The organism is Zobellella sp. An-6, assembly GCF_052487945.1.
Genome location: NZ_CP199259.1, coordinates 3,752,689 through 3,777,500, shown reverse-complemented (window position 1 = coordinate 3,777,500; position 24,812 = coordinate 3,752,689). Strand labels below are relative to the sequence as shown.

Sequence of the window (24,812 nt, the reverse complement as noted above, 5' to 3'; positions counted from 1 at the left end):
TGGGCGATGAGTTGCTAGGAGTAGACCCGAAACCCGGTGATCTAGCCATGGGCAGGTTGAAGGTTGAGTAACATCAACTGGAGGACCGAACCCACTAACGTTGCAAAGTTAGGGGATGACCTGTGGCTGGGGGTGAAAGGCCAATCAAACCGGGAGATAGCTGGTTCTCCCCGAAAGCTATTTAGGTAGCGCCTCGGACTTATACTACTGGGGGTAGAGCACTGTTTGGGCTAGGGGGTCATCCCGACTTACCAACCCCATGCAAACTCCGAATACCAGTAAGTACTATCCGGGAGACACACGGCGGGTGCTAACGTCCGTCGTGAAGAGGGAAACAACCCAGACCGCCGGCTAAGGTCCCCAAGTTCTGGTTAAGTGGGAAACGAGGTGGGAAGGCTCAGACAGCCAGGATGTTGGCTTAGAAGCAGCCATCATTTAAAGAAAGCGTAATAGCTCACTGGTCGAGTCGGCCTGCGCGGAAGATGTAACGGGGCTAAACCAGGCACCGAAGCCGCGGATTCAGAATTTATTCTGAGTGGTAGGGGAGCGTTCTGTAAGTCTGCGAAGGTGTGTCGTGAGGCATGCTGGAGATATCAGAAGTGCGAATGCTGACATGAGTAACGATAAAGGGGGTGAAAAACCTCCTCGCCGGAAGACCAAGGGTTCCTGTCCAACGTTAATCGGGGCAGGGTGAGTCGGCCCCTAAGGCGAGGGCGAAAGCCGTAGTCGATGGGAAACGGGTTAATATTCCCGTACTGACACACATTGCGATGGGGGGACGGAGAAGGCTAGATGGGCCAGGCGTTGGTAGTCCTGGTGAAAGGGAGTAGGTGGTGCGTTTAGGCAAATCCGGACGCACAACACTGAGACCCGAGACGAAGTCACCACGGTGACGAAGTCATTGATGCCCGGCTTCCAGGAAAAGCCTCTAAGCTTCAGATGTGTGTGAACCGTACCCCAAACCGACACAGGTGGTCGGGTAGAGAATACCAAGGCGCTTGAGAGAACTCGGGTGAAGGAACTAGGCAAAATAGTACCGTAACTTCGGGAGAAGGTACGCTGGAGCGGGTGAAGTCCCTTGCGGATGGAGCCTGAGCCAGTCGCAGTGACCAGGTGGCTGGGACTGTTTATCAAAAACACAGCACTGTGCAAACTCGTAAGAGGACGTATACGGTGTGACACCTGCCCGGTGCCGGAAGGTTAATTGATGGGGTTAGCCGCAAGGTGAAGCTCTTGATCGAAGCCCCGGTAAACGGCGGCCGTAACTATAACGGTCCTAAGGTAGCGAAATTCCTTGTCGGGTAAGTTCCGACCTGCACGAATGGTGTAACCATGGCCACGCTGTCTCCACCCGAGACTCAGTGAAATTGAAATCGCCGTGAAGATGCGGTGTACCCGCGGCTAGACGGAAAGACCCCGTGAACCTTTACTATAGCTTGGCACTGAACATTGACCCTACATGTGTAGGATAGGTGGGAGGCTGTGAAGCGGTGACGCCAGTTGCCGTGGAGCCGACCTTGAAATACCACCCTTGTATGTTTGATGTTCTAACGTAGGCCCCTAATCGGGGTTGCGGACAGTGCCTGGTGGGTAGTTTGACTGGGGCGGTCTCCTCCCAAAGCGTAACGGAGGAGCACGAAGGTTGGCTAAGTACGGTCGGACATCGTACGGTTAGTGCAATGGCATAAGCCAGCTTAACTGCGAGACGGACAGGTCGAGCAGGTGCGAAAGCAGGTCATAGTGATCCGGTGGTTCTGAATGGAAGGGCCATCGCTCAACGGATAAAAGGTACTCCGGGGATAACAGGCTGATACCGCCCAAGAGTTCATATCGACGGCGGTGTTTGGCACCTCGATGTCGGCTCATCACATCCTGGGGCTGAAGTCGGTCCCAAGGGTATGGCTGTTCGCCATTTAAAGTGGTACGCGAGCTGGGTTCAGAACGTCGTGAGACAGTTCGGTCCCTATCTGCCGTGGGCGTTGGATGATTGAGGGGGGTTGCTCCTAGTACGAGAGGACCGGAGTGAACGAACCGCTGGTGTTCGGGTTGTCATGCCAATGGCACTGCCCGGTAGCTAAGTTCGGAATCGATAACCGCTGAAAGCATCTAAGCGGGAAGCGAGCCCCGAGATGAGTCATCCCTAGAGCTTCGAGCTCTCTAAAGGGCCGTCCGAGACTAGGACGTAGATAGGCAGGGTGTGGAAGCGTAGCGATACGTGCAGCTAACCTGTACTAATGACCCGTGCGGCTTAACCATACAACACCCAAGAAGTGTGAGACCTTGCAGGTCGAGAACGAATTCATCAAAAGACAGCTTTTCCGGATTACCAGTTTATGCCTGGCGGCGATAGCGTTGTGGTCCCACCTGACCCCATGCCGAACTCAGAAGTGAAACGCACCCGCGCCGATGATAGTGTGGCAGCTGCCATGTGAAAGTAGGTCACTGCCAGGCACCCAAATTAGAAAACCCCGATACGCAAGTGTCGGGGTTTTTTGCGCTTGCGGCCGGACTGCACCACCTGCCGCGCACGCCCTCCGCATCGGTGAAGGGCCTTATCGTATCTGAAATGGTTCGTAAGGCCGAGTTGCCGCATCTTCCCCCTCAGCACCGAGCCGGTGCTATCCCTGAAAACCCTTCCGCTATTCCGTGCTTTACCCTTTGCAGTTGAACGGCCAGGTTGGTCCTGTGTTCTGCCGACCTCGTGGACTCTTGCTCACCTTCTTTTTTGTATACAATAATTTAATGATTTTTATGGGATTATTATTACGGTTTACGCTGAAATGGTGTTGCTCTGTGCGTGTATGTAGATCACATGATTTTTATTTTTGTGTACAAAAATATCACATGGATATAACAATTGTGTTTTTTTTGCGGTATTATCACTTCGGCTCCTCACTTAGCCCAGGCTTTGAAGTGGAGCATGGAGGATAAGCGTCAACCGTCTTACCGGGTTGGCCAATAATCAACAGCGGTCTTCTAGACTGCACTCGGCAACGATTAACAAAGGGATCTGTTATGACCCAGGAAACCAGAACAGAACAAAGCCGGAACCAGGATCTGCTTTATTCATTACATGATAGGCCTGCTTTCTGGCCTTCGACCTTCGCCGCCTTGCAACATGTGCTGGCTAGCCTGGTCGGGGTTATTACTCCAACCTTGATCGTGGGTGGCGTGCTCGGCTTGGGGGAGCATGTTCCCTACTTGATCAGTATGGCGCTGATGGTGTCAGGGGTCGGAACCTTTATCCAGTGTCGTCGCATCGGCCCTATCGGCGCGGGCATGCTGTGTCTGCAGGGAACCAGTTTTGCGTTTCTGACCGCAGTGTTGTCGGCCGGCATGATAGTCAAGAGTCGTGGCGGTACGCCTGAGGACATTCTGGCGACCATCTTCGGGGTCAGCTTCTGCGCCGCCTTTGTCGAGATCTTCCTGAGCCGTTTCATCCACAAACTGCAGCGCATTATTACGCCGGTGGTGACCGGTACCATCATCATTCTGATCGGTATTCCGCTGATCAAGGTGGCGATGACCGACATCGGTGGCGGTTTCGGTGCTGAAAACTTCGGCGCACTGGACAACCTGCTGCTGGCCGGCATCGTCTTGGTCAGCGTGATCTTGCTGAACCGTTCCAAAAACCCGATGATTCGTCTGGCCGCGGTGGTGATTGGCCTGACCTTGGGCATGTTGACGGCGTTTTTCATGGGACGACTGGATTTTTCCCACCTGAGCAGCCTGCCGCTGGTGTCCATTCCCGTGCCCTTCAAGTTCGGTTTCCAGTTTGATCTGGCCGCCTTTATCCCCTTGGCCATCCTGTTCTGTGTCAGCGCCATGGAGACCACCGGTGACCTGACCGCCAACTCCACCATTTCGAAAGAGCCGGTGAAGGGGCCCGTCTATCTGAACCGTATCCGTGGCGGTGTACTGGCCGACGGTTTCAACTCCATGATTGCGGCCATCTTCAACAGCATGCCCTCCACCACCTTCAGTCAGAATAATGGTGTTATCGCCCTGACCGGCGTCGCCAGCCGCTTCGTGGGCATCTATATCGCAGCCATTCTGTTCATCATGGGGCTGTTCCCCATTATCGGCGGTGTGCTGCAGCAGATGCCCAAACCGGTGCTGGGCGGTGCCACCCTGATCATGTTCGGCACCGTCGCGGTCGCCGGGATCCGGGTGCTGTCTCATGCACACCTGGATCGTCGCAACATGATGATCGTAGCCATCTCGGTCGGCTTGGGTATCGGTGTGTCCACCGTGCCGGATGTACTGCAGGAACTGCCGAAAACAGTCGCCAACATTCTGAGTTCACCGGTTGCCATGGGGGCCATCTCTGCCATTCTCCTCAGCCTGGTACTACCGGAACAAAAGGTTGAAGAAGAGGAACTCTCCGATGCCGTTGTCGCGGAAGAGGGTGCCGAGGTGACTAAAAAAAAATTAGGTGAAGTCAGTTAAGACTCACCGCAGTATTGTCGCCTGATTTGGCGCAATCCCCTGGCGTACCTTCCCGGATTGTACGTCAGGGGTTTCCACATCCGGGGGATGCCAACTTTCATTTGTCAATGGAGTCGAAAGTCTGATGCAAAACCCCAACACAATCTGGATCAAAAATCCCCTTGCTACCTTAGAACCGGCCTATGCCGGCGGGCTTGTTATCGGTGGTAACCAGATTATTGAGCTGGTGCCTGAAGGGCAGTCACCCTCAAGGCCGGTAGATGAGGTGTTCGATGCCGCTCACCATGTGCTGCTGCCTGGCTTGATCAACGCCCACCACCATTTCTACCAGACCCTGACCCGAGCCCATCCGGTGGCGCTCAATAAGGAACTGTTCTCCTGGCTTGTGTCACTCTACCCGGTCTGGGCCCGGCTGCAGCCGGAGATGGTGGAGGTGTCCACTCAGATCGCCCTGGCCGAACTGCTGCTCTCGGGTTGTACCACCGCCAGCGATCATCATTATCTTTTCCCCCAGGGGCTGGAAGAGGCTATCGATCTGCAACTGGAGCAGGCCGGACGGCTGGGGGTACGGGTCCACCTGACCCGGGGCTCCATGAGTCTGGGCAAGGAGCAGGGCGGTCTGCCGCCCCAGTCGACGGTGCAATCGGAGGAGCAGATCCTGGCCGACAGCGAGCGGCTGGTCCGGCGCTATCACGACCCGGCCGAGGGTGCCATGAGCCGGGTGGCCCTGGCCCCCTGTTCGCCCTTTTCGGTCAGTACCGAGCTGATGAAGGCCTCTGCCGCTCTGGCGGAGCGGCACGATGTGCAGTTGCATACCCACCTGGCGGAAACCCATGACGAGACCGAGTTCTGTCTGAAGATGTTCGGCATGCGGCCGGTGGATTACCTGGAGTCGGTGGGTTGGCTCAGCGAGCGGGTCTGGCTGGCACACGGTATCCACTTCAACGAAGAGGAGATTGGCCGTCTGGGCCGGGCAGGAGTGGGGATCGCCCACTGCCCTTCCTCCAATATGCTGCTCGCTTCGGGCATCTGTCATACGCTGGAACTGGAGGAGGCGGGCTGCCCCGTCGGTATTGGCGTGGACGGCTCCGCCTCCAACGACGGCTCCAACATGATCATGGAGGTTCGGCAGGCCCTGCTGCTGCAACGGCTGCGTTACGGTGCCAGGCGCATTACCCACCAGAAGGTGTTGGACTGGGCGACCCGCGGTTCGGCGGCTTGTTTGGGACGGAGCGATATCGGCGAGATCGCCGTCGGCAAGCAGGCGGATCTGGCCCTGTTCACCCTGGACGATATCCAGTTCGCCGGTGCGGGTGACCCCCTGGCGGCCCTGGTGCTCTGCGGTGCCCATCGGGCGGACAGGGTCATGGTCGCGGGCCGTTGGCGGGTGATTGATGGCGCCGTCCGCAGCCTCGATATCGAGGCGCTCAAGGCGCGGCAACGGGAACTCTCGGCGCAATTGCGTTAGACCCGAGGGGCGCCGTCGGCGCCCCATTTCTGTGATCCGACCTGCAATTCTCTTCCTCATCTGGTATAAACGGCCCCATTTAATGGAGGGCGATATCACCATGCGATGGGATTTCAAAGGCTGGGCGGTGCTGCATGCCCTGGCGCTGTTGCTGTTTTTTTCCTGGTTTCTCGGCTACTGGCAGGGGATCGACGAGGGGGTGTTCTGGCTGTTCAACGGCTGGCTGGTGACGGTGCCCGGCTGGGCGGAATTCGTGGCCTTCGTCAACCAGCGCTGGATCGACGGCGCCGTCGCCCTGCTGATGGCCTTTTTCGTGTTCCGCCATGCCTGGACGGTGTCCGGCCGGGAACGGGCCAGGATCTGCTGCCTGCTGTTGCTCATGGCCGGCTGTTTTTCCATCCAGGCGGCGGCGGGCAAGGCCTTGCCGATAGAGAGGCACAGCCCGACTCTGGTGTACCAGCAGGCGGAGCGGGTCAGCCAACTGGTGCCTCATATCAGGGCCAAGGACGCCTCCGGGGATTCCTTTCCCAGCGATCACGGCATCGGCTTCGCCACCTTCCTGCTGTTCGCCGTCTACCAGTTCCCCCGCCGCTATCTCTATGTGGTGGCGCCCCTGGTGCTGGCCCTGGCCATGCCGAGAGTGATGTCGGGGGCCCACTGGCTGACCGACTTCCTCTGCGGCTCCGTACCCCTGGCCCTGATCACCGCTGCCTGGCTGTTCCATACCCCCCTGGCCCGCAGGGTGATCGATCTGGCCACCGGCCTGGTCGAGGGACTGCTGCGGCGCCTGCGCCTGATCGGTTAGGGCGCGGAAGCCAGGACAAGCCGCTCGCTGCAGGGCAGGATATCGTAGTCGATCATCACCTCCTGGCCCTGCAGGTGGCGGCGCAGCATGTCGAGCGCCACAAAGGCCAGCAGGCGGCGGCGGGAGAGGGGATCGCGAAAATGCAGTTTCAGGGTCTGCACCTGGCAAGCCTGCTCGGTGAGCAGGGCCACCGGCACGCCCTCGGGCCCTTCCGCGCCCACGGCCAACGCCAGGGGACGGGCACTGCGCTGCAGCCAGAGACCCAGATCCTCGGCGTTGTCGGGCAGGCCGCTCAGGTAGTGACCCTCGAACTCGGCGGTGATGGTGCTGATGGTATCCGTCAGCCGGCCACCGCTGGCCTCTTCGAACAGGGTTAGCTCCTGCTTGTGCAGCAGGGGGCCCAGGCTGGTGGCGAAGTTCAATTCGTCCCGGGCCACCAGGTGGGCACCCACTTCTGCCAGTAGCTGGGCTTCCGCCGCGGCGATGGCGGCCAGGTCATCCCGCTCGATGATCAGCTTGAGCTCTATGGTCGGCAGGTTGGCCCGGTAGCCCAGGGTGATGCCGGACGGCCAGGGCTTGTTGTCGAGGCGGTCGCTCAGGCCCGACTCGGACAGGCCGAACAGGAAGAAGCGGCGCACCTGGTTGCTGCCCCGGCCACCGAACTGGCGTTGCATACGGGGCAGGATTTCCTCTTCCACCATCTTCTTCAGCTCCGAAGGCACCCCCGGGGTAAAGATGAAGGTGGCCCTGTTGAGCTTGACGGCGAAGCCGCAGGCGGTGCCGATGGGATTGTCCACCAGCTCGGCGCCCCGGGGCAGCATGGCCTGCTTGATATTGCTTTTGGGCATGGCTCTGTTGCGACTGGCGTACTTCTGCGTCATCACCGCCAACCAGTGCTCGTTCAACTCCAGGGGAACGCCGGCGGCGGCGGCCATGGCCTCGGCGCTGATGTCGTCCGAGGTCGGCCCCAGGCCGCCGTTGACGATCACCAGATCGGCCTGATGGCTGCGCTGCTCGAACAGCGCCACCAGATCGGCCTTGTCATCCCCCAGGGTGAAGCGCCGCCTCACCTGCCAGCCCTGCTCCAGCAGGCGCTGGGACAGCCAGGCCGCGTTGGTATCCACTATCAGCCCGGTCAGTACTTCGTCGCCGGTACTCACCAGCTCAATCACAGGTTCCATATCGTTGTCCTCGAGATGCCTTGGCGGGATTCTAACGCAACTTCCGTTTCCGGCCCACGGTAGGGATGACAAGCACCGTTGCTTTGTTGTAGATTTCTAGATGTCTAGACTTTCTTACCGATACTGTGCATGGAGTGAGCAAATGCCCATCAGAATTCCGGATCGCCTGCCTGCGGCCAACGTCCTGACTCAGGAAAATATCTTCGTGATGACGGAAACCCGTGCGGTCAACCAGGATATCCGCCCGATGCGGGTGTTGTTGCTCAACCTGATGCCGAAGAAGATCGAAACCGAAAACCAGCTGTTGCGCATGCTGTCCAACTCGCCGCTGCAGATAGGGGTGGACCTGCTGCGCATCGATGACAGGCCCTCCAAGAACACGCCCCAGTCCCACCTGGAGCACTTCTACTACGACTTCGAGCAGGTGAAGGACGAGTTCTACGATGGCCTGATCATCACCGGTGCCCCCCTGGGACTGACCGATTTCTGTGACGTGGTGTACTGGGACAAGATCGAACAGATAGTGGAGTGGTCCAAAAGCCACGTCACTTCCACCCTCTTCCTGTGCTGGGCGGCCCAGGCCGGCCTAAAGATCCTCTACGGCCTGGACAAGCGTACCCGGCTGGAGAAGCTGTCCGGAGTCTACGAGCACCAGAACCTGGCCCAGTTCGAGCCCCTGGTGCGGGGGTTCGATGATGCCTTCCTGGCGCCCCACTCCCGCTATGCGGACTTTCCCCTGGATCTTATCCGGGAAAAAACCAATCTCAGGATACTGGCCGGCTCCGAGCCGGTGGGGGTTTACCTGGCGGTGAGTCCGGACCGGCGGCAGGTGTTCGTCACCGGCCATCCGGAGTACGACGCAGACACCCTGCATCAGGAGTACATGCGGGATCTGAGCGCCGGCATCGAGCCGAAGATGCCGGAGAATTACTACCCCGGCAACAATCCGGACAACGCACCTCGGGCCACCTGGCGCAGCCACGGCCACCTGTTGTTTTCCAACTGGCTCAACTACCACGTCTACCAGCTGACGCCCTACGACCTGAGCACCCTGAGCGCGGCCGGCGATACCCTGACCAAAGACTGGGAAGAGTAGCAAAGAAAGGGGGCGATAGGCCCCTTTCAGCTTGATGACAACGTCGTTGTCATGACCGCATAAGTCGACCAAAGGGCCAACTCCGCCGACATGCCGTAAAGACAGGGCACTCGCAATTTCGACCTGCTGTGAACATTCACTGGATGTTCGGTCAGGCCGAAATTGCTCGTCACGGTGAGCAAGCTCGCCCCCTGGAGGCTCCGCCGCGGCGGAGGGGCGGCGTAGCCGTTCCCTTTGTCCGCCTGTTTGGGCATGGGTGTTGCCTGTTGATATAAGCCTGAAGGTTTGTCAGCAGTCAGAAGGAGGTGATTCGCCCCCTTGTCGTTCCCCTTATTCGATGGGAAAACCGGCCCTTTCCGCCGCCTTGGCCTTGTTGATCATGGGGGTGATGCTCATGCCCTGGACGATAATCGAGAAGATGACGATGGCGTAGGTCATCATCAGGATCAGATCCCGCAGCTCCACCTGGCCGCCACTGCCCAGCTTGACCCCGGCGGGGATCGACAGCGCCATCGCCAGGGACAGTCCGCCCCGCAAGCCGCCCCAGGTCAGGATCCGCACCGAATACTTGTTGTAGGCACGGAAGCGGCGAAAGCCCAGGTAGGGCAGGGCCACGCTGGCGAAGCGGCCGGCCAGGGTCAAGGGAATGGACAGCAGCACCAGGATCCAGGCCTGCCAGTGGAACTCCACCAGCAGCATGGCCAGGCCGATCAGCAGGAATAGCAGGGCGTTGAGGAATTCGTCCAGCAAGTGCCAGAAGTGATCCAGGTGTTTCTGGCTCTGCTCGGAAAAACCGGTATGGCGGGTCCAGTTGCCGATCATGATGCCGGCCACCACCATGGCCAGCGCGCCGGATACCCCCAGCACATTGGCCAGGGCGAAGCCGGCGGTGGGTACGCACAGGGTCATCAGCAGCTCCATGGAGCCGTCGTCGGTGGCACTGATCATGATGTGGGACATCAGTCCCAGCAGGGCGCCGAACAGGATGCCGCCGATGGCCTCGTGGGTGAACAGGGCCATCACAGAGCCGAAGCTGGCCTCGTTGCCGCTGAAGGCCACGGCGAAGATGGTCAGGAAAATAACCAGGCCGATGCCGTCGTTGAACAGCGACTCCCCCTCTATCTGGATGGCGATCTGCTCCGGCGCCCCCAGCTTCTTGACGATGGCCAAGACGGCGATGGGGTCGGTGGGGGAGATCAGGGCGCCGAACAGCAGGCAGTAGATAAAGGGCAGGGGAATGGTCGCCACATAAGCCAGCAACCAGAGGCCCACGGCTACTACCAGGGTGGAGATCAGCACGCCCACTATTACCAGGATGGAGATTTCCCACTTCTGGCTCTTCAGCGCCGGCAGGTTGATGCCCAGGCCGCCGGCGAACAGCAGAAAGCCGAGGATGCCCTGCAGCAGGAACTCGCCGAAGTCCACCGTCTTGATCACCTCCACCGCGTGTTGCTGCAGCTCGGGCCAGGTGGTCTTGCCCAGGATCAGCATCAGGAAGGAGATGCCGAGGGCACCCGAGGTGATGGCGATGGTAGTCTGGATTTTCATGATGTACTGATTGACGAAAGCGATGGTGATCGCCATCGCCGCCAAAAAACACAGGGTGTAATAGACGCTCATAGAGGCACTTCCGATCGTTATTTTTGGGGTTGCAAGCTGGGTTGGCCGGTCTTCGCCGGCTGGCCTATAGTGTGCCCTAATCGGCGTTCCGGCCCTAGTGAAAACTGCGGTTAAATGACCCCTTACGACCTTCCATTTGGCCTGCAGTTATCCACCGGCCTTGTAGATGGCTGGATTTCTAATGGGCGGTTTTGTGATAGCATGGGGGCCGCTTACAGGAATCAGGTTGTTACAGGAGTCAGCAGTGTCCAGATCCCCGGTTTTTTCCCAGCTCGAACAGGCCCTGGCCGAACGGATCCTCATCATCGACGGGGGCATGGGCACCATGATCCAGTCCTACCGGCTGGACGAGGCCGCCTACCGGGGGGAACGCTTCGCCGACTGGCCTTCTGATCTCAAGGGCAACAACGACCTGCTGGTGCTGACCCAGCCCGAGATCATCGCCCGGATCCACAGCGACTACTTCGCCGCCGGTGCCGACATCATCGAAACCAACACCTTCAACGCCACCACCATCGCCATGGCCGACTACCAGATGGAAAGCCTGGCGGCGGAGATCAACCTGGAAGCGGCCCGGCTGGCGCGCAGGGTGGCGGACGAGTGGACGGCGAAAGAACCACACAAGCCGCGCTTCGTGGCCGGGGTGCTGGGCCCGACCAACAGAACCGCCTCCATCTCCCCGGACGTGAACGACGCGGGCAAGCGCAACGTTACCTTCGACCAGTTGGTGGAGGCCTACACCGAGGCGGCCCAGGCGCTGCTCGACGGCGGCGCCGATCTGCTGATGATCGAGACCATCTTCGACACCCTCAACGCCAAGGCGGCGGTGTTCGCCATCGAAGGCCTGTTCGACCAGCTAGGCAGGCGGCTGCCGGTGATGATCTCCGGCACCATCACCGACGCCTCCGGCCGCACCCTGTCGGGCCAGACCACCGAGGCTTTCTACCACTCCCTGCGTCATGCCGAGCCGCTGTCCTTCGGCCTCAACTGCGCCCTGGGGCCGGACGAACTGCGCCAGTACGTGGCAGAGCTGTCCCGGGTGTGCGAGACCTATGTGTCGGCCCACCCCAATGCCGGCCTGCCCAACGCCTTCGGCGAATACGATCTGGACGCCACCGAGATGGCCGGCCATATCCGGGAATGGGCCGAGAGCGGCTTTCTCAACCTGGTGGGCGGCTGCTGCGGCTCCACCCCCGAACATATCCGCGCCATGGCCGAGGCGGTGGCCGGCATCAAGCCGCGCGCCCTGCCCGAACTGCCGGTGGCCTGCCGGTTGTCCGGCCTGGAACCGGTGCTGATCACCCCGGAGAGCATGTTCGTCAACGTGGGCGAGCGCACCAACGTCACCGGCTCGGCCATGTTCAAGCGGCTGATCAAGGAAGAGCAGTACGACAAGGCGCTGGAAGTGGCGCTGCAGCAGGTGGAGAACGGCGCCCAGATCATCGACATCAACATGGACGAGGGCATGCTCGACGCCGAGGCTTGCATGACCCGTTTCCTCAACCTGATCGCCGGGGAGCCGGATATCGCCCGGGTGCCGATCATGATCGACTCTTCCAAATGGGAGGTGATCGAGGCCGGTCTCAAGTGCATTCAGGGCAAGGGCATCGTCAACTCCATCTCCATGAAGGAAGGGGAAGAGAAATTTATCGAGCAGGCCCGGCTGGTGCGCCGCTACGGCGCCGCCGTCATCGTGATGGCGTTCGACGAGGTGGGCCAGGCCGATACCCGGGCGCGCAAATTCGAGATCTGCGAGCGCGCCTACCGGGTGCTGGTAGACAAGGTCGGCTTCCCGCCGGAAGACATCATCTTCGACCCCAACATCTTCGCCGTGGCCACCGGTATCGACGAACACAACAACTACGCGGTGGACTTTATCGAGGCGGTGAAGGACATCAAGGATCACCTGCCCCATGCCATGATTTCCGGCGGCGTGTCCAACGTCTCCTTCTCCTTCCGCGGCAACGACGCGGTGCGCGAGGCCATCCATGCAGTCTTCCTGTACCACGCCATCAGGAACGGCATGGACATGGGCATCGTCAACGCCGGCCAGCTCGCCATCTACGAGGATATCGAACCCGAACTCAAGGCCAAGGTGGAGGCGGTGGTGCTCAACAGCCACGACGGCGCCACCGAGGAGTTGCTGGAGGTAGCCGAGCGCTATCGCGGCAGCGGTGGCCAGCAGGCGGATGCCCGGGATCTGGAGTGGCGCAGCTGGCCGGTGAACAAGCGGCTGGAGCACGCCCTGGTGAAGGGGCTGACCGATTTTATCGAGGACGACACCGAAGAAGCCCGCCAGCAGGCGGCGCGGCCGTTGGAGGTGATCGAAGGGCCGCTGATGGACGGCATGAACGTGGTCGGCGATCTGTTCGGCGAGGGCAAGATGTTCCTGCCCCAGGTGGTCAAGTCGGCGCGGGTGATGAAGCGCGCGGTGGCCTACCTGCAGCCCTATATCGAGGCGGGCAAGGAGGCGGGTCAGAGCAATGGCAAGGTGGTGATGGCCACGGTCAAGGGCGACGTGCACGACATCGGCAAGAACATCGTCGGGGTGGTGTTGCAATGCAACAACTTCGAGGTGGTCGACCTCGGGGTCATGGTGCCCTGCGAGACCATACTGAAAACCGCCCGGGAAACCAACGCCGACATGATAGGCCTGTCCGGCCTGATCACCCCATCGCTGGATGAGATGGTGCACGTGGCCAAGGAGATGCAGCGACAGGGCTTCAAGATCCCGCTGCTGATCGGCGGCGCCACCACCTCCAAGGCCCATACGGCGGTGAAGATAGAGCAGAACTACGACGAGCCGGTGGTCTACGTGGCCAACGCCTCCCGCGCCGTGGGCGTGGTACAGACCCTGCTGAGCGCGGAGAACAAGCCCGCCTTCGTGGAACGGCTCAAGCAGGAATACGAGGTGGTGCGGGATCAGCACGCCCGCAAGAAACCCCGTACCCGACCGGTAACTCTGGCCGAGGCCCGGGCCAACAGGATAGTGATCGACTGGCAGGCCTACACCCCGCCGGTGCCGGCCAAGCCGGGCATCCACGAATTCCACGACGTGCCCATCGCGGTGCTGCGGGAATACATCGACTGGACCCCCTTCTTCCTTACCTGGTCTCTGGCGGGCAAGTTCCCCCGCATCCTCGAGGACGAGATAGTGGGTGAGGAAGCCAAGCGGTTGTACGCCGACGCCAACGCCCTGCTCGACCGGCTGGCGGCGGACGGCGAGCTGCGCTGCTCCGGCGTCATGGGATTGTTCCCGGCCAACAGTGTGGACGACGACGTCGAGGTCTACAGCGACGAGTCCCGCAGCCGGGTGCTGCACACCCTGCGTTTCCTGCGTCAGCAGACCGAGAAGAAGGACGGCTTCCCCAACTACTGCCTGGCCGATTTCGTGGCGCCCAAGGGCGCCAAGCCCGACTATATCGGCGCCTTCGCGGTGACCGGCGGTATCGGTGAGGACGACATCATCCGCCGCTACAAGGAGGCCCACGACGACTACAACGCCATCATGGCCAGCGCCGTGGCCGACCGGCTGGCGGAGGCCTTCGCCGAGTACATGCACCTGCTGGTGCGCCGCGAATACTGGGGTTATGCCCCGGACGAGGCGCTCAGCAACGACGAGCTGATCCGCGAGAAATATCGGGGTATCCGTCCGGCTCCCGGCTACCCGGCCTGCCCGGAGCACACCGAGAAGGGCACCTTGTGGCAGCTGCTGGACGTGGAGACACGCATCGGCATGAAGCTGACCGAGTCTTTCGCCATGTGGCCGGGGGCGGCGGTGTCGGGCTGGTATTTCTCCTATCCGGATACCCGTTACTTCGCGGTGGCCCAGATCCAGGAAGACCAACTGCTCGACTATGCCGAGCGCAAGGGCATGAGCCGGGTCGAGGCCGAGAAGTGGCTGGCGCCCAACCTGAGCGAGTAAACCGTGGCAAGGCACCGGGAGGCGGCCTGATGCTAAATGCCTCGATGCTAAATATTGTGCCAAGGTGACTCCCCGGCGAGGGTGACGGCGTGTATGCTAGTAATGATGGCGGCCGTCGAAAGGCTGTGAGACGCCGCCTGTCGACGGGGGTCGGTGGGAAAGGCTGGACAGAATTCGGACGATAACGTAGCTTCTGCCGGCTTTGTTTAATTTCTGGGAGGAGCTCTCCATGTTTGCCGTAAAAAACGCCGGGAAAGCGGGGGTTCTGTTCCTGGCCGTTTTGCTGTTGTACTCCCTGTTCAACCAGGCGCAGGCCAATCCGCGCTACGCCTCCATCGTGCTCGACGCGGACAGCGGCGAGGTGCTGCATGCCTCCAATGCGGATGCCAGCCGTTATCCTGCCTCGCTGACCAAGATGATGACCCTCTACCTGCTGTTCGAGGCGATGGAAAAGGGGCTGATGACCCTGGATACCGCCATGCCGGTATCGGCCCATGCCGCCTCCATGCCTCAGACCAACATCTCGCTCAGGGCGGGGGACAGACTCAAGGTGAGGGAGGCCATCCCGGCGCTGATCGTGCGCTCCGCCAACGACGTGGCTTCGGTGGTCGCTGAGGCCCTGGGCGGTACCGAGAGCGGCTTTGGCCGGATGATGACGGACAAGGCGAAGGCGATGAAGATGACCGCCACCACTTTCCGCAACGCCTCCGGCCTGCCCGATGCGGCCCAGACCACGACTGCCCGGGATCTGGCGATACTGTCGGTACGGTTGATGAAGGATTTTCCCCAGTATTATCACTACTTTTCCACCCAGTCCTTTAGCTACAAGGGGCGGACCTATACCAGCCATAACCGCATGATCCGCAATTACGCGGGGGTCGACGGCATGAAGACCGGCTACATCCGCGCGTCGGGCTTCAACGTGGCCACTTCCGCGGTCAAGGATGGTCGTCGTCTGATCGGGGTGGTGATGGGGGGGAAAACCGCCCAGTCCAGAGATAGCCATATGGCATCGTTGCTGGATCGGGGTTTCGAACGGGCCACCCAGCTCGCCAAGGCATCGCCCGAGGCGGCCAAGCCGGCCGCCAAGCTGGTGGTCAGTACCGATACGGTGCGGCAAGTGGTGCGGCAGGAGCCGGTGACCCGGGCGCCGGCGGTGCTGCAGCGCGCCTCTCAGACCTTCCCGGTGCAACAGACCATGATCACCGATGAGCTCGGGTGGGCGGTACAGATCGGCTCCTTCCGGGTGCCGGAGCAGGCTCGGGAGCGGGCGTCCGATGCGGCCCGCCGGCTGGCCGATATGGAGAAGGCCCAGATAGCGGTAAACGAGGTGGAGATCAGCAACCGCAAGCTGTTCCGGGCCCGGCTGGTGGGACTGCAGGAAGACCAGGCAAAAAGCGCCTGCCAGCGTCTGTCCCGTCAGGGTATGGACTGCCTGGTGGTCCGTTTGAGCGGCAGCTGAAGCAAGGAGCCTGTCACCTTGAAACGGTGGCGGGCCATCACCTAGGAGATAAGCGAAGTGCCCTCGCCAAGGGTACAGAGAATCAAGAAGGGTACAAAGAAAAAGGGGGCGACATCATGTCACCCCCTTTTTGGGTCGTCTCAGCGGCTCTGTCCTTAAACCAAATTGCTCCCTGCAATCCCTGACTTCACCTTAATCCTTAAGGTCATCCTCTTCCCGATCCTTCGGTGTGTCCTGTTGGTCATCCTGACCGCGCGTCATCCTGACCCGCTTCACCGTCTCCATCCGGGGAGGTGTCCATTACCGCATCCAGCGGGGCTCCTTTCGCCTTCCTGGCAGCCCGTCTTCCTGACCGGCTTCCTCGTTCCTTGCGGGAGAGATAATAGCCGAACCCCCGGGCGGCTCAAGCGGGTAAAATGGGTACCGGCGCCGGCTGAAATCTAGTTTTTTAAGTAAGCTATTGATTTATTTGTTTTTTAATTGATTTATCTGGCGAGTTTCGCGTAGTGAAAACGTTTTTTCTGTCGTTAGCTTGAGAGATCTCTCACAAGGTGGCGGGTTCATATCGTCGGCGGCGGGCCATGCCGGCTTCGTGTTGCAGCAGCCAGGCCTTGCGTTCCAGGCCTCCGGCATAGCCCACCAGCTTGCCGCCGGCGCCGATCACCCGGTGGCAGGGGATGATGATGGCGACGGGATTGCGGCCGTTGGCCATACCTACCGCCCGCATCGCCCTGGGGTTGCCGATCAGGGCGGCAATATCGCGGTAGCTGCGGTGCTCGCCGCAGGGAATGCTCTGCAGGGCCTGCCAAACCTCCTGCTGGAAGGGAGTGCCACGGGGCGCCAGGGGCAGCTCGAACCGTTGCCGCTCCCCGTGGAAGTAGGCATCGAGCTGGTCGCAGGCGGCCTGCAGCAGGGGGCTGGCCGGCGGGCAGGGTGGCATTGCTTCGTCCCGGAAGTCGACTTCGAGGATGGCGTCGTCGCTGGCGGCGATATAAAGGGTGCCCAGGGGGCTTGGCAGGGTGGCGTACATAAGGGCTCCGGCTGCGTGGGGGATGCCGTCATTGTATCCCCACTGCGGCACGAGTGGCAGTTACCGGGCCAGTCGGGTTGATGTTGGCCGATGGCGCCACGCCGATGGTGCCGGTACAGGCCGACACCAGATCCGAGAGGACGTCGCCGAGCAGTTCTTTCAGCCCTGGCCGGTAGCCTGACCGACATGGCCCGGGAACTGGGGCTGCCGCTGCCGGACTAGAGTCCGGCCAGGGGCCAGGCGTCGAAGGCGGGCTCTTCGTAGGGGTGGGCGGCGCGTAGGGCGGCGACGGCGTCCCGGATCAGGTGATCTTCGCATACCAGTTCGACCCGCACCTCGGCCACCCGTTCCAGCTCGCCGGGCTCGCCGATAAAGGGACTGGCCCCGGCCAGGGGGCGGAACTGGCCCTGACCCCGGGTTTCGAAGCAGCACTGATCGTAGTCGCCGATTTTGCCGGCGCCGGTGGCGAACACCGCCGTCTTGACCGGCTCCAGATGGGATTCGGGCACGAAGAAGACCAGTTTGTACATCTTTCCTCCTTTCGCGGTCGGGGGCCGATGGTTCCCCGCTGTCAGGCTTTTTTCAGGAACCTGGCAACCAGTACGATTTGCACGCCGTTGACCTTGCCTTCGATATGCTCCGGATTATTGGTCAGGCTGATGTTCTTGACCAGGGTGCCGCGCTTGGCGGTGAAGCCCGCGCCCTTGACGTCCAGATCCTTGATCAGGGTGACCGCATCGCCGGCCTGCAGCCGGGTGCCGTTGCTGTCGAAGGTCGGCTCGCCGTCGTCTTCCTCGGCGACCAGGCCGGCTTCGGCCCACTGCTGCACCTCCGGCTCCAGGTAGAGCATGTCCAGCAGATCCCGGGCCCAGACTTCACCGGAAAGCTTTTTCAGGGTGCGCCAGGCCAGCACCTGCACCGCCGGCACCGGGCTCCACATGCTGTCGTTGAGGCAGCGCCAGTGGTTGTGATCCTGGGGGCCGTCCAGCTCGGACTGGCAGCGGGCGCACAGCAGGGCGCAGTGATCGGCACTGTCGGCAGCCCTGGGGGCAACAGGGTGCAGGCTCAGGGCGTCGGTGGCACCACACAGTTCACAACGGTCGCCGCTGCGCTCCCGCAGTTGTTGTTCTATGGTCATGGTTCGGGCTCTTGTGGCAATGAAAGGGGGCCAGGATTCTAGCATAAAACCGGGCTCCGGTTGTGGTTATCTATGGAATGGCGGACAATGCCGTTTTGTATGGGCTTCTTTTTGGTTTTTCGAGCAACCTGGACAAGATGACCGCATCCCTGACCTTAGAAGCCGGCCCGGAGCCCCGTGTTCGTTTGCACGGGGACTGGACCCTGGCCCAGTATACACAACTGGCCCGGAGCCTGACGCCGACGGGCGGCCCGGTGGTGCACCTCGACGCCGTCGGCCTCACCGCCCTGGATACCGCCGGTGCCGCCCTGCTGGTGCGCTGGCTGGGGGCGGAGCAGCTCGACCGGCTGCTTCCCGCCGCATCAGGGCTGTCGGACGAGCGGCGGGCCTTGCTGCGGGCGGTGGCCGAAGCCATGGCCGGTCGGGAGCCGCCGCCGATACCGGTGCGCCGCTGGAGCGACGACCTGGCCAGGCTGGGCGCCCTGGTGGCGGGAGGATGGCGGCAAGGGCTGCAACTGCTCGGCTTTATGGGGCTGACGCTGGCTACCCTGGTGACGCTGTTGCCCCGGCCGGGCCGCTGGCGGCCGACCGCCCTGGTGGCCCAGATGCAGCAATGCGGCCTCAACGCCGTGCCCATCGTTGCCCTGCTGACCTTCCTGGTGGGGGCCGTGGTGGCCTTTCTCGGCGCCACCGTGCTCGCCAACTTCGGGGCGACCATCTATACGGTGGATCTGGTGGCCTACTCCTTCCTGCGGGAGTTCGGGGTGCTGCTCACCGCCATCCTGCTGGCGGGGCGTACCGCCAGCGCCTTCACTGCCCAGCTCGGGGCCATGAAGGTCAACGAGGAGCTGGACGCCCTGCGCGCCCAGGGGCTGGATCCGGTGGAACTGCTGGTGCTGCCGCGGCTGCTGGCGCTGCTGCTCACCCTGCCGCTGCTGACCTTTATCGCCATGCTGTCGGGCATGGTAGGCGGTGCCCTGGTGGCCCTGGTTTCGCTCGATATCTCCCTGGCCCAGTACCTGACCATAGTGCACGAGGTTCCGGTGCGGCACCTGCTGGTGGGACTGGGCAAGGCGCCCCTGTTCGCCCTGCTGATCGCCCTGATCGGCTGCCTGGAGGGGTTCAAGGTCGGCGGCAGCGCCCAGTCGGTGGGCGAGCACACCACTTCCAGCGTGGTGCAGTCCATTTTCGTGGTGATACTGCTGGACGCCATCGCCGCCCTCTTCCTGATGGAGATGGGCTGGTGAGCCGGGAGGCGGTGATCCGCATCCGCGGCCTGGACAACCGCTTCGGGGCGCAGGTGGTGCACCAGGGACTGGACCTGGACGTCTACCGGGGCGAGATCCTGGGGGTGGTGGGCGGCTCGGGCACCGGCAAGTCGGTGCTGCTGCGCTCCATCGTCGGCCTGCGCCGGCCCAGCGGGGGCGAGGTGCGGCTGCTGGGGCAGGACTTGCTCGCCCTGCCGGAACGGGAGCGGGCCCGGCTGGAGCGGCGCCTGGGGGTGCTGTTCCAGAACGGTGCCCTGTTTTCCTCCCTGACGGTAACCGAGAACATCACCCTGCCACTGATCGAACACGCCGGCCTGACCCGGGTCGAGGCGGAGTACCTGGCCGAGGTCAAGCTTGCCCTGGCCGGCCTGCCGGCCGGGACGGGAGACCGCTATCCGGCCCAGCTGTCCGGCGGCATGGTCAAGCGGGCGGCCCTGGCCCGGGCGCTGGCGCTGGATCCGGATATCCTGTTTCTGGACGAACCGACGGCCGGCCTGGACCCGATCGCGGCGGCCGCCTTCGATCGCCTGCTGCTGACCCTGAGGGACGCCCTCGGGCTGACGGTGTTCCTGGTCACCCACGATCTCGACACCCTCTATACCAGCTGCGACCGGGTGGCGGTGCTGGCCCGGCGGCAAGTGCTGGTGGCGGATCGGCTGGACACGGTGGCCGCCACCGACGACGACTGGATCCGCGACTATTTTCACGGCCCGCGCGGACGCGCCGCCCGGGCCGCGCAACGGAAGGAGTGACCATGGAAACCCGGGCCCATCATGTGCTGATCGGGGTTTTTACCCTGGCGGTGGCCGCGGCCGCGCTGCTGTTCGCGCTCTGGCTGGCCAAGGCCGGCGGCGAGCGGGATGCCCGCCGCTACGATATCCTGTTCCGGGAGCCGGTGTCCGGCCTGTCGGTGGGCAGCGCCGTGCAGTACAGCGGCATCCGGGTGGGGGAGGTGGAACGCCTGACCCTGGATCCGCAAGACCCCCGCCAGGTCTGGGCCCGGGTGCGTATCGCCGGCGACGCCCCGGTCAAGACCGACACCCGCGCCCGCCTGGCCCTGACCAACATCACCGGCGCCGCCCACATCGAACTGAGCCAGGGCTCGCCGGAAAGCCCGCTGCTGGCCCGGGACGACCAGATCCCGGTGATCGTCGCCGCGCCTTCGCCCCTGGCCCGGCTGCGGCTCAACAGCGAAGAGCTGCTGCTCGCCATCACCACCCTGGTGGACAACGCCAACCGCATGCTGTCGGCAGACAACGCCCGCCATCTGGGCCGGGTGCTGGCCAACCTGGACGCCACCACCAGCACCCTGGCGGCCCAGCAGGACAGCCTGGCCGCCGGCCTGCAGAGCCTCGCCGCCGCCGGCGACCAACTGCAGCGGCTGCTGGCCCGGCTCGATGCCCAGGTCGGCCGCCACGGCGAGCCCCTGCTGGCCAGCGCCGCCGCCGCCCTGGCCAATCTGGAGCGGACGAGCCGCCGGCTGGACGCGCTGCTGGCCGACAACCGGCCGGGCCTGGACGGGGGCCTGCAGGGCCTGGCCGAGCTGGGACCGGCCATCCAGGAACTGCGTCGGACCCTGGCCGCCCTGGGCGACATCGCCCGCCGGCTGGAGCAGGATCCTGCCGGCTACCTGCTCGGCCGCGACGACATCGAGGAGTTCAGGCCATGATCCGGATCCTGTTTTGCCTATCCTTGTCCATCCTGCTGGTGGCCTGCAGCGTATTGCCCGAGCCCACTCCCGTGGCCCTGTACCGGCTGCCCCCGTCCGGCCAGCCCCCGGCGGCCGAAGTCCGGAAAGGAACTAAGCTGGCGGCGCTGCGCCTGGCCCGGCCCGCCGCCACCGATGCCCTGGGCGGCAACCGCCTGCTGGTGCTGACCGCGGACCACCGCTACCAGGCCTATCCCCGGGCCCGCTGGGCCGCGCCCATGCCGCTGCTGTGGCGGGACTGGCTGCTGGATGCCTTCTGGCGCGACGGCCGGGTGGCCCGGCTCAGCAGCGACGGCGACGGCCTGCAGGCCGGGCTGGAGCTGGGCGGGGTGCTGCGCGCCCTGAACGTGGAGATGCGGGAGGGAGGTCCGGTGGCGGTGATCCGCTACGACGCCCGGCTGGTCGACACCGGCAGCCGGCGGATCCTGGCCAGCCGGCGGTTCGAGGCCCAGGCGCCGATGGCCGGCCCCGCCGAGGCGGAGGCGGTGGCCGCCCTGGGCCGGGCGGCGGATCGCCTGGCGAGGGAGCTGATCGACTGGAGCCTGGCAGCAGCCCCTTGATGGACCCTTACTCGGACGGCAGCGCCGCCAGGGCCTGCCGGGCCCGGGCCTGGAAGGGGCCTTCCAGCGCGACGGCCCGGGTCAGGGCCGCGGCGGCGTCCCGCGGCTGGCCGAGGGCGGCCTGGAGTAATCCCAGGTTGAGCCAGGCCGCGGCCAGTTGCGGATCCTGCCGGGTCGCCTGGCGGAAGGCCGTGATGGCGGCATCGTTGTCCCCGCCGCCGTGGTGGGCGTTGCCCAGGGCGAACCAGCCTTGGGCATGGTCGGGCCAGCGGGCCGTCAGCGCCTGCCAGGCCGGCAGGGCGGCCTCGGCGCCGGCCACCTGTTCAAAGGCGGCGATGCTCTCCGCCGCCTGGGCCGGCCCCAGGGTCGCCGGCAAGATGCCGGGCGGCAGAACGACCATGGCCCAACGGCCGCTGCGGGCCCAGGTGGCGTCGAACCGGCCCATGGCGATGGCTTGCCGGGCCTGCTCGCCGCTGTGGTGGATCAGCAGCTGCCGTTCCCGGTCGTAGCCGGTGACCACGGCGTAATGCCACAGGGGCCAGGCGGGCAGGGACAGGTTCTGCAGTACCACCACCGGGTGACCGGCGGCCAGTTCGCCGAGCAGGCCGTCGAAGCCGCCCGGCAGGGGGTAGCCGATACGGCCATGCCGCCGCGCCGCGGCCAGCATTTCCGGTTGCACGCTGCCCTGGCGTCCGGGCAGGAACAGCTGGGGGATCAGCTCGTCAACCCCGACCGGCACGCCGCTGGCGTTCAGCACCATGGCGAGGGAGGCGGGGCCGCACTGGTAGTCGCGCTGGCCGTGGAAGGGTACGCTGCCGACGTGGGCGCTGGCCGGCAGGACCTGGGCCGCCCCGGGAGACAGCGCCGGGGTGCCGGCGCAACCGGTCAGCAGCAGGAGCAGGACGCCCGCCAGGCGGTCGTGCCAACGGCGCAGGGGAGCCGTCATCAGCGAGTGAAGGGGAAGACCTTGGTCAACCCCAGCAGGTCGGTGACCAGCAGTATGATAAAGACGGTGAGCAGGGCCCCGACCACGGCATTGGCCCCGGCCGGCAGGCTGTCCAGCTGCTCCGCCATCTGCCGGATTTCACTGTCCGACAGGGCGGCGACCCGGGCTTCCACTTCGGCCGGCTCGACGCCCAGCCCGACCAGCTGGTCGTGCACCTCGGTGCGGGCCAGCAGCTCGCGGATCCGCTCGCGGTCGGCATTCACCTGTTCCGTGGCCAGCAGCTGCTGGGTGGAGACCAGGGCGACCGGCTGGGCCTGGACCGCCAGCGGCATGCCGCCCGTCAGCAGCGAAAGGATAAGTACGGGGTTCATGATCCGGCAGATAGGTTGCATCATTCTTGTTCTCCCTGAGGTTGGCGGTGTGAGGCTGGCGGGGCGCAAGTGCCGCATTCTCGGTGCTGCGTTCCATGCCATCTCTCGTTCGGTAGTATAGTCTTGCGGGTGCTCCGGATTCTGATGAAGACGATGTGGAAAGCAAGGGGCGGGCAGTGTTGTGAACAGTGTCTCCGGCGTCGGCCAGGGGCCTGGATACAGGGTTTCACGGCGGTTTGACCGCCGGTCGTCATGGCTGCAAGGCAAATGTCATTGCGACAACAATGGACATGGCAGCCCTGACTTGGTGGTGTATCTGATGTTGTGTCACATGGGGGTGGCCGTGGTGGTGGGGAGAACGGGTGGGGAAAATAAACGGGAAAGGGGGGCGTTGCGACTGGAGGCGCTGTCCGTCGGAGAGCTGGAGCCCGTCTCCTTGAGGGTGGCTCCCGGCGAGATCCTCTGCCTGTCCGGGCCCTCGGGCTCGGGCAAGAGCCGGCTGCTCAGGGCCATCGCCGATCTGGACGCCCATGGCGGTGAGGTCTGGCTGGGGACGCAGCGCCAGTCCGGGGTGAAGGGCCATTGCTGGCGCGGCTGGGTGATGCTGGTACCGGCCGACAGCCAGTGGTGGGGCGAGCGGGTGGGTGATCACCTGGCACGGGATCTGGGTGATCAGTGCGCGGCCCTGGGATTCGAGGAGCCGGTGGCAGGCTGGCAGGTCAGCCGGCTGTCATCCGGCGAGCGACAGCGGCTGGCGTTGTTGCGGGCCTGGTCACGGCAACCCCGGGCGCTGCTGCTCGATGAACCCACCGCCAACCTGGATCCCCGCCTGACCGAGACAACCGAGGCCTGGATCCGGGCCTGGGCTCGGCGGGCCGGCTTGCCGGTGATCTGGATCAGCCATGATCCGGCCCAGATCGCCCGGGTGGCGGATCGCCACTACCGGATCCGGAACAAGCTGCTGGAGAACGCCGATGGCGGTGATTGAACTGAGCTGGTGGCAGCTGGCCCTGGCCGCGTTGATGATAGTGGCGCTGGCCGCCTGTACCCTTGCCAGCCGGCTGGAAGTGGGCCGCAGCCTGCTGGTGGCGGCCCTGCGCACCGTGCTGCAACTGGCCCTGATCGGCCTGGTGCTGGAGGCCCTGTTCGCCACCTCGGCGCTGCACTGGGTGGTGCTGATGGCCGCCGCCATGCTGCTGATCGCCGGGCGGGAGGTGATGGCCCGGCAGAAACGGCGGCTGGCCGGCGCCTGGAGTTTCGGCATCGGCACTTTGTCCATGCTGCTGTCGGCGTTCACGGTGACGGTGCTGTCCCTGGCCCTGATCATCGGGCCCGAGCCCTGGTATACCCCCCAGTATGCCATTCCGCTGCTGGGCATGATGCTCGGCAACACCATGACCGGGGTGGCGCTCAGCCTGGATCGATTGACCGAGGGAGTCTGGCGCCAACGGGCACTGGTCGAGGGCCGGCTGATGCTGGGCCAGCGCTGGCAGGAGGCGGTGGGGGAGCTGCGGCGGGACGCCATGCGCGGCGGCCTTATCCCCACCATCAACGGCATGGCGGCGGCCGGCGTGGTCAGCCTGCCGGGCATGATGACCGGCCAGATCCTGGCGGGCAGCCCGCCGGCGGTGGCGGTGAAATACCAGATACTGGTGATGTTCGCCATCACCACCGCCACCGGTTTCGGCACCCTGCTGGCGGTCATCCTGGCCAGTCGCCGGCTGTTCGACGAGCGGGAGCGACTGCGCCTGGACCGCCTGGCCGCGCCGAAAAAGTGAATAATGC

General features: G+C 63.5%; 20 protein-coding genes and 2 rRNA genes (1 of these 22 running past the window's edge). 14 read left to right on the top strand and 8 right to left on the bottom strand.

The window, feature by feature from the left end; all coding sequences use genetic code 11:
- From ACT7DK_RS17670 to ACT7DK_RS17650, 5 genes are all read left to right on the top strand, one after another.
- Positions 1-2,256 (top strand): 23S ribosomal RNA (locus ACT7DK_RS17670); it begins 635 nt to the left of the window's first position.
- 80 nt (positions 2,257-2,336) lie between these two features.
- Positions 2,337-2,451: ribosomal RNA gene (gene rrf / locus ACT7DK_RS17665) — 5S ribosomal RNA — on the top strand.
- Between the two features lie 564 nt (positions 2,452-3,015).
- Positions 3,016-4,449, top strand: a complete 1,434-nt coding sequence (locus ACT7DK_RS17660; protein WP_445401469.1) for a nucleobase:cation symporter-2 family protein — start codon at positions 3,016-3,018, stop codon at positions 4,447-4,449.
- Positions 4,450-4,573: 124 nt separating this feature from the next.
- Positions 4,574-5,917 (top strand): 8-oxoguanine deaminase, encoded by a 1,344-nt coding sequence (locus ACT7DK_RS17655; RefSeq protein ID WP_445401467.1) that lies wholly within the window; start codon positions 4,574-4,576, stop codon positions 5,915-5,917.
- A gap of 100 nt (positions 5,918-6,017) precedes the next feature.
- Positions 6,018-6,722, top strand: coding sequence for a phosphatase PAP2 family protein (locus ACT7DK_RS17650; RefSeq protein ID WP_445401465.1), 705 nt, complete (start codon positions 6,018-6,020; stop codon positions 6,720-6,722).
- Here the strand turns inward: ACT7DK_RS17650 and ACT7DK_RS17645 are convergent.
- Positions 6,719-7,903, bottom strand: a complete 1,185-nt coding sequence (locus tag ACT7DK_RS17645) for a CinA family nicotinamide mononucleotide deamidase-related protein (protein WP_445401463.1) — start codon at positions 7,901-7,903, stop codon at positions 6,719-6,721. The two genes, ACT7DK_RS17650 and ACT7DK_RS17645, sit on opposite strands and share 4 nt — an antisense overlap.
- 142 nt (positions 7,904-8,045) lie before the next feature.
- On the opposite strand from ACT7DK_RS17645, the gene metA reads away from it, so the two are divergent.
- The gene (metA, locus tag ACT7DK_RS17640) at positions 8,046-8,999 is read left to right on the top strand and encodes a homoserine O-succinyltransferase MetA (RefSeq protein ID WP_445401461.1); all 954 of its coding nucleotides are present in this window, start codon (positions 8,046-8,048) and stop codon (positions 8,997-8,999) included.
- A 330-nt stretch (positions 9,000-9,329) separates the two neighbouring features.
- Here the strand turns inward: metA and ACT7DK_RS17635 are convergent, their stop codons facing one another.
- Positions 9,330-10,619 carry a cation:proton antiporter gene (locus ACT7DK_RS17635; RefSeq protein WP_445401459.1) on the bottom strand — a complete coding sequence of 430 codons (1,290 nt, stop codon included), beginning with the start codon at positions 10,617-10,619 and terminating at the stop codon, positions 9,330-9,332.
- A 244-nt stretch (positions 10,620-10,863) separates the two neighbouring features.
- Here ACT7DK_RS17635 and metH point away from each other — a divergent pair, with 244 nt between their 5' ends.
- Together metH and ACT7DK_RS17625 are read left to right on the top strand one after the other, a co-directional pair.
- Entirely contained in the window at positions 10,864-14,544 is a 3,681-nt protein-coding gene (gene metH / locus ACT7DK_RS17630) for a methionine synthase (RefSeq protein ID WP_445401456.1), read from the top strand.
- A gap of 229 nt (positions 14,545-14,773) precedes the next feature.
- Positions 14,774-16,006, top strand: coding sequence for a serine hydrolase (locus ACT7DK_RS17625; protein WP_445401454.1), 1,233 nt, complete (start codon positions 14,774-14,776; stop codon positions 16,004-16,006).
- A gap of 544 nt (positions 16,007-16,550) precedes the next feature.
- On the opposite strand, the gene ACT7DK_RS17620 is transcribed toward ACT7DK_RS17625, so the two are convergent.
- From ACT7DK_RS17620 to ACT7DK_RS17605, 4 genes are all read right to left on the bottom strand, one after another.
- Positions 16,551-17,036 (bottom strand): methylated-DNA--[protein]-cysteine S-methyltransferase, encoded by a 486-nt coding sequence (locus ACT7DK_RS17620; protein ID WP_445401452.1) that lies wholly within the window; start codon positions 17,034-17,036, stop codon positions 16,551-16,553.
- A gap of 28 nt (positions 17,037-17,064) precedes the next feature.
- The gene (locus ACT7DK_RS17615; protein ID WP_445402400.1) at positions 17,065-17,190 is read right to left on the bottom strand and encodes an isocitrate/isopropylmalate family dehydrogenase; all 126 of its coding nucleotides are present in this window, start codon (positions 17,188-17,190) and stop codon (positions 17,065-17,067) included.
- Positions 17,191-17,254: 64 nt separating this feature from the next.
- Positions 17,255-17,566, bottom strand: coding sequence for an NGG1p interacting factor NIF3 (locus ACT7DK_RS17610; RefSeq protein WP_445401450.1), 312 nt, complete (start codon positions 17,564-17,566; stop codon positions 17,255-17,257).
- Between the two features lie 41 nt (positions 17,567-17,607).
- Positions 17,608-18,174, bottom strand: a complete 567-nt coding sequence (locus ACT7DK_RS17605) for a PhnA domain-containing protein (protein WP_445401448.1) — start codon at positions 18,172-18,174, stop codon at positions 17,608-17,610.
- Between the two features lie 137 nt (positions 18,175-18,311).
- On the opposite strand from ACT7DK_RS17605, the gene ACT7DK_RS17600 reads away from it, so the two are divergent.
- From ACT7DK_RS17600 to ACT7DK_RS17585, 4 genes are read left to right on the top strand one after another with little or no spacing between them, the layout of a single operon-like run.
- Entirely contained in the window at positions 18,312-19,421 is a 1,110-nt protein-coding gene (locus ACT7DK_RS17600) for an MlaE family lipid ABC transporter permease subunit (protein ID WP_445401446.1), read from the top strand.
- Positions 19,418-20,194, top strand: a complete 777-nt coding sequence (locus ACT7DK_RS17595; protein WP_445401444.1) for an ABC transporter ATP-binding protein — start codon at positions 19,418-19,420, stop codon at positions 20,192-20,194. The genes ACT7DK_RS17600 and ACT7DK_RS17595 overlap by 4 nt, the downstream gene beginning before the upstream one ends.
- Before the next feature lie 2 nt (positions 20,195-20,196).
- Positions 20,197-21,111, top strand: a complete 915-nt coding sequence (locus tag ACT7DK_RS17590) for an MlaD family protein (RefSeq protein ID WP_445401442.1) — start codon at positions 20,197-20,199, stop codon at positions 21,109-21,111.
- On the top strand, positions 21,108-21,710 hold the full coding sequence (locus tag ACT7DK_RS17585; RefSeq protein WP_445401440.1) for an ABC-type transport auxiliary lipoprotein family protein: 603 nt from the start codon (positions 21,108-21,110) through the stop codon (positions 21,708-21,710). The genes ACT7DK_RS17590 and ACT7DK_RS17585 overlap by 4 nt, the downstream gene beginning before the upstream one ends.
- 7 nt (positions 21,711-21,717) lie before the next feature.
- Here ACT7DK_RS17585 and ACT7DK_RS17580 read toward each other — a convergent pair whose 3' ends face one another.
- Positions 21,718-22,656 (bottom strand): PA2778 family cysteine peptidase, encoded by a 939-nt coding sequence (locus ACT7DK_RS17580; RefSeq protein WP_445401438.1) that lies wholly within the window; start codon positions 22,654-22,656, stop codon positions 21,718-21,720.
- A complete protein-coding gene (locus tag ACT7DK_RS17575; RefSeq protein WP_445401436.1) occupies positions 22,656-23,051 on the bottom strand; it encodes a PA2779 family protein in 396 nt (131 codons plus the stop codon). The genes ACT7DK_RS17580 and ACT7DK_RS17575 overlap by 1 nt, the downstream gene beginning before the upstream one ends.
- Positions 23,052-23,346: 295 nt before the next feature.
- Here ACT7DK_RS17575 and ACT7DK_RS17570 point away from each other — a divergent pair, with 295 nt between their 5' ends.
- Positions 23,347-24,015 (top strand): ABC transporter ATP-binding protein, encoded by a 669-nt coding sequence (locus tag ACT7DK_RS17570; protein WP_445401434.1) that lies wholly within the window; start codon positions 23,347-23,349, stop codon positions 24,013-24,015.
- Entirely contained in the window at positions 24,002-24,805 is an 804-nt protein-coding gene (locus tag ACT7DK_RS17565) for an ABC transporter permease (RefSeq protein ID WP_445401432.1), read from the top strand. Before ACT7DK_RS17570 ends, ACT7DK_RS17565 begins: the two co-directional genes overlap by 14 nt.
- Positions 24,806-24,812 lie beyond the last annotated feature (7 nt).

What these genes read in the sequence shown, in the direction of transcription:
- ACT7DK_RS17620 (WP_445401452.1), bottom strand. Translation starts at nt 17,036, where the DNA reads ATGTACGCCACCCTGCCAAGCCCCCTGGGCACCCTTTATATCGCCGCC.
- ACT7DK_RS17575 (WP_445401436.1), bottom strand. Translation starts at nt 23,051, where the DNA reads ATGATGCAACCTATCTGCCGGATCATGAACCCCGTACTTATCCTTTCG.
- metA (WP_445401461.1), top strand. Translation starts at nt 8,046, where the DNA reads ATGCCCATCAGAATTCCGGATCGCCTGCCTGCGGCCAACGTCCTGACT.
- ACT7DK_RS17580 (WP_445401438.1), bottom strand. Translation starts at nt 22,656, where the DNA reads ATGACGGCTCCCCTGCGCCGTTGGCACGACCGCCTGGCGGGCGTCCTG.
- ACT7DK_RS17590 (WP_445401442.1), top strand. Translation starts at nt 20,197, where the DNA reads ATGGAAACCCGGGCCCATCATGTGCTGATCGGGGTTTTTACCCTGGCG.
- ACT7DK_RS17570 (WP_445401434.1), top strand. Translation starts at nt 23,347, where the DNA reads ATGTTGTGTCACATGGGGGTGGCCGTGGTGGTGGGGAGAACGGGTGGG.
- ACT7DK_RS17645 (WP_445401463.1), bottom strand. Translation starts at nt 7,903, where the DNA reads ATGGAACCTGTGATTGAGCTGGTGAGTACCGGCGACGAAGTACTGACC.
- ACT7DK_RS17600 (WP_445401446.1), top strand. Translation starts at nt 18,312, where the DNA reads ATGACCGCATCCCTGACCTTAGAAGCCGGCCCGGAGCCCCGTGTTCGT.
- ACT7DK_RS17610 (WP_445401450.1), bottom strand. Translation starts at nt 17,566, where the DNA reads ATGTACAAACTGGTCTTCTTCGTGCCCGAATCCCATCTGGAGCCGGTC.
- ACT7DK_RS17635 (WP_445401459.1), bottom strand. Translation starts at nt 10,619, where the DNA reads ATGAGCGTCTATTACACCCTGTGTTTTTTGGCGGCGATGGCGATCACC.
- ACT7DK_RS17585 (WP_445401440.1), top strand. Translation starts at nt 21,108, where the DNA reads ATGATCCGGATCCTGTTTTGCCTATCCTTGTCCATCCTGCTGGTGGCC.
- ACT7DK_RS17650 (WP_445401465.1), top strand. Translation starts at nt 6,018, where the DNA reads ATGCGATGGGATTTCAAAGGCTGGGCGGTGCTGCATGCCCTGGCGCTG.
- ACT7DK_RS17605 (WP_445401448.1), bottom strand. Translation starts at nt 18,174, where the DNA reads ATGACCATAGAACAACAACTGCGGGAGCGCAGCGGCGACCGTTGTGAA.
- ACT7DK_RS17625 (WP_445401454.1), top strand. Translation starts at nt 14,774, where the DNA reads ATGTTTGCCGTAAAAAACGCCGGGAAAGCGGGGGTTCTGTTCCTGGCC.
- ACT7DK_RS17565 (WP_445401432.1), top strand. Translation starts at nt 24,002, where the DNA reads ATGGCGGTGATTGAACTGAGCTGGTGGCAGCTGGCCCTGGCCGCGTTG.
- ACT7DK_RS17655 (WP_445401467.1), top strand. Translation starts at nt 4,574, where the DNA reads ATGCAAAACCCCAACACAATCTGGATCAAAAATCCCCTTGCTACCTTA.
- ACT7DK_RS17660 (WP_445401469.1), top strand. Translation starts at nt 3,016, where the DNA reads ATGACCCAGGAAACCAGAACAGAACAAAGCCGGAACCAGGATCTGCTT.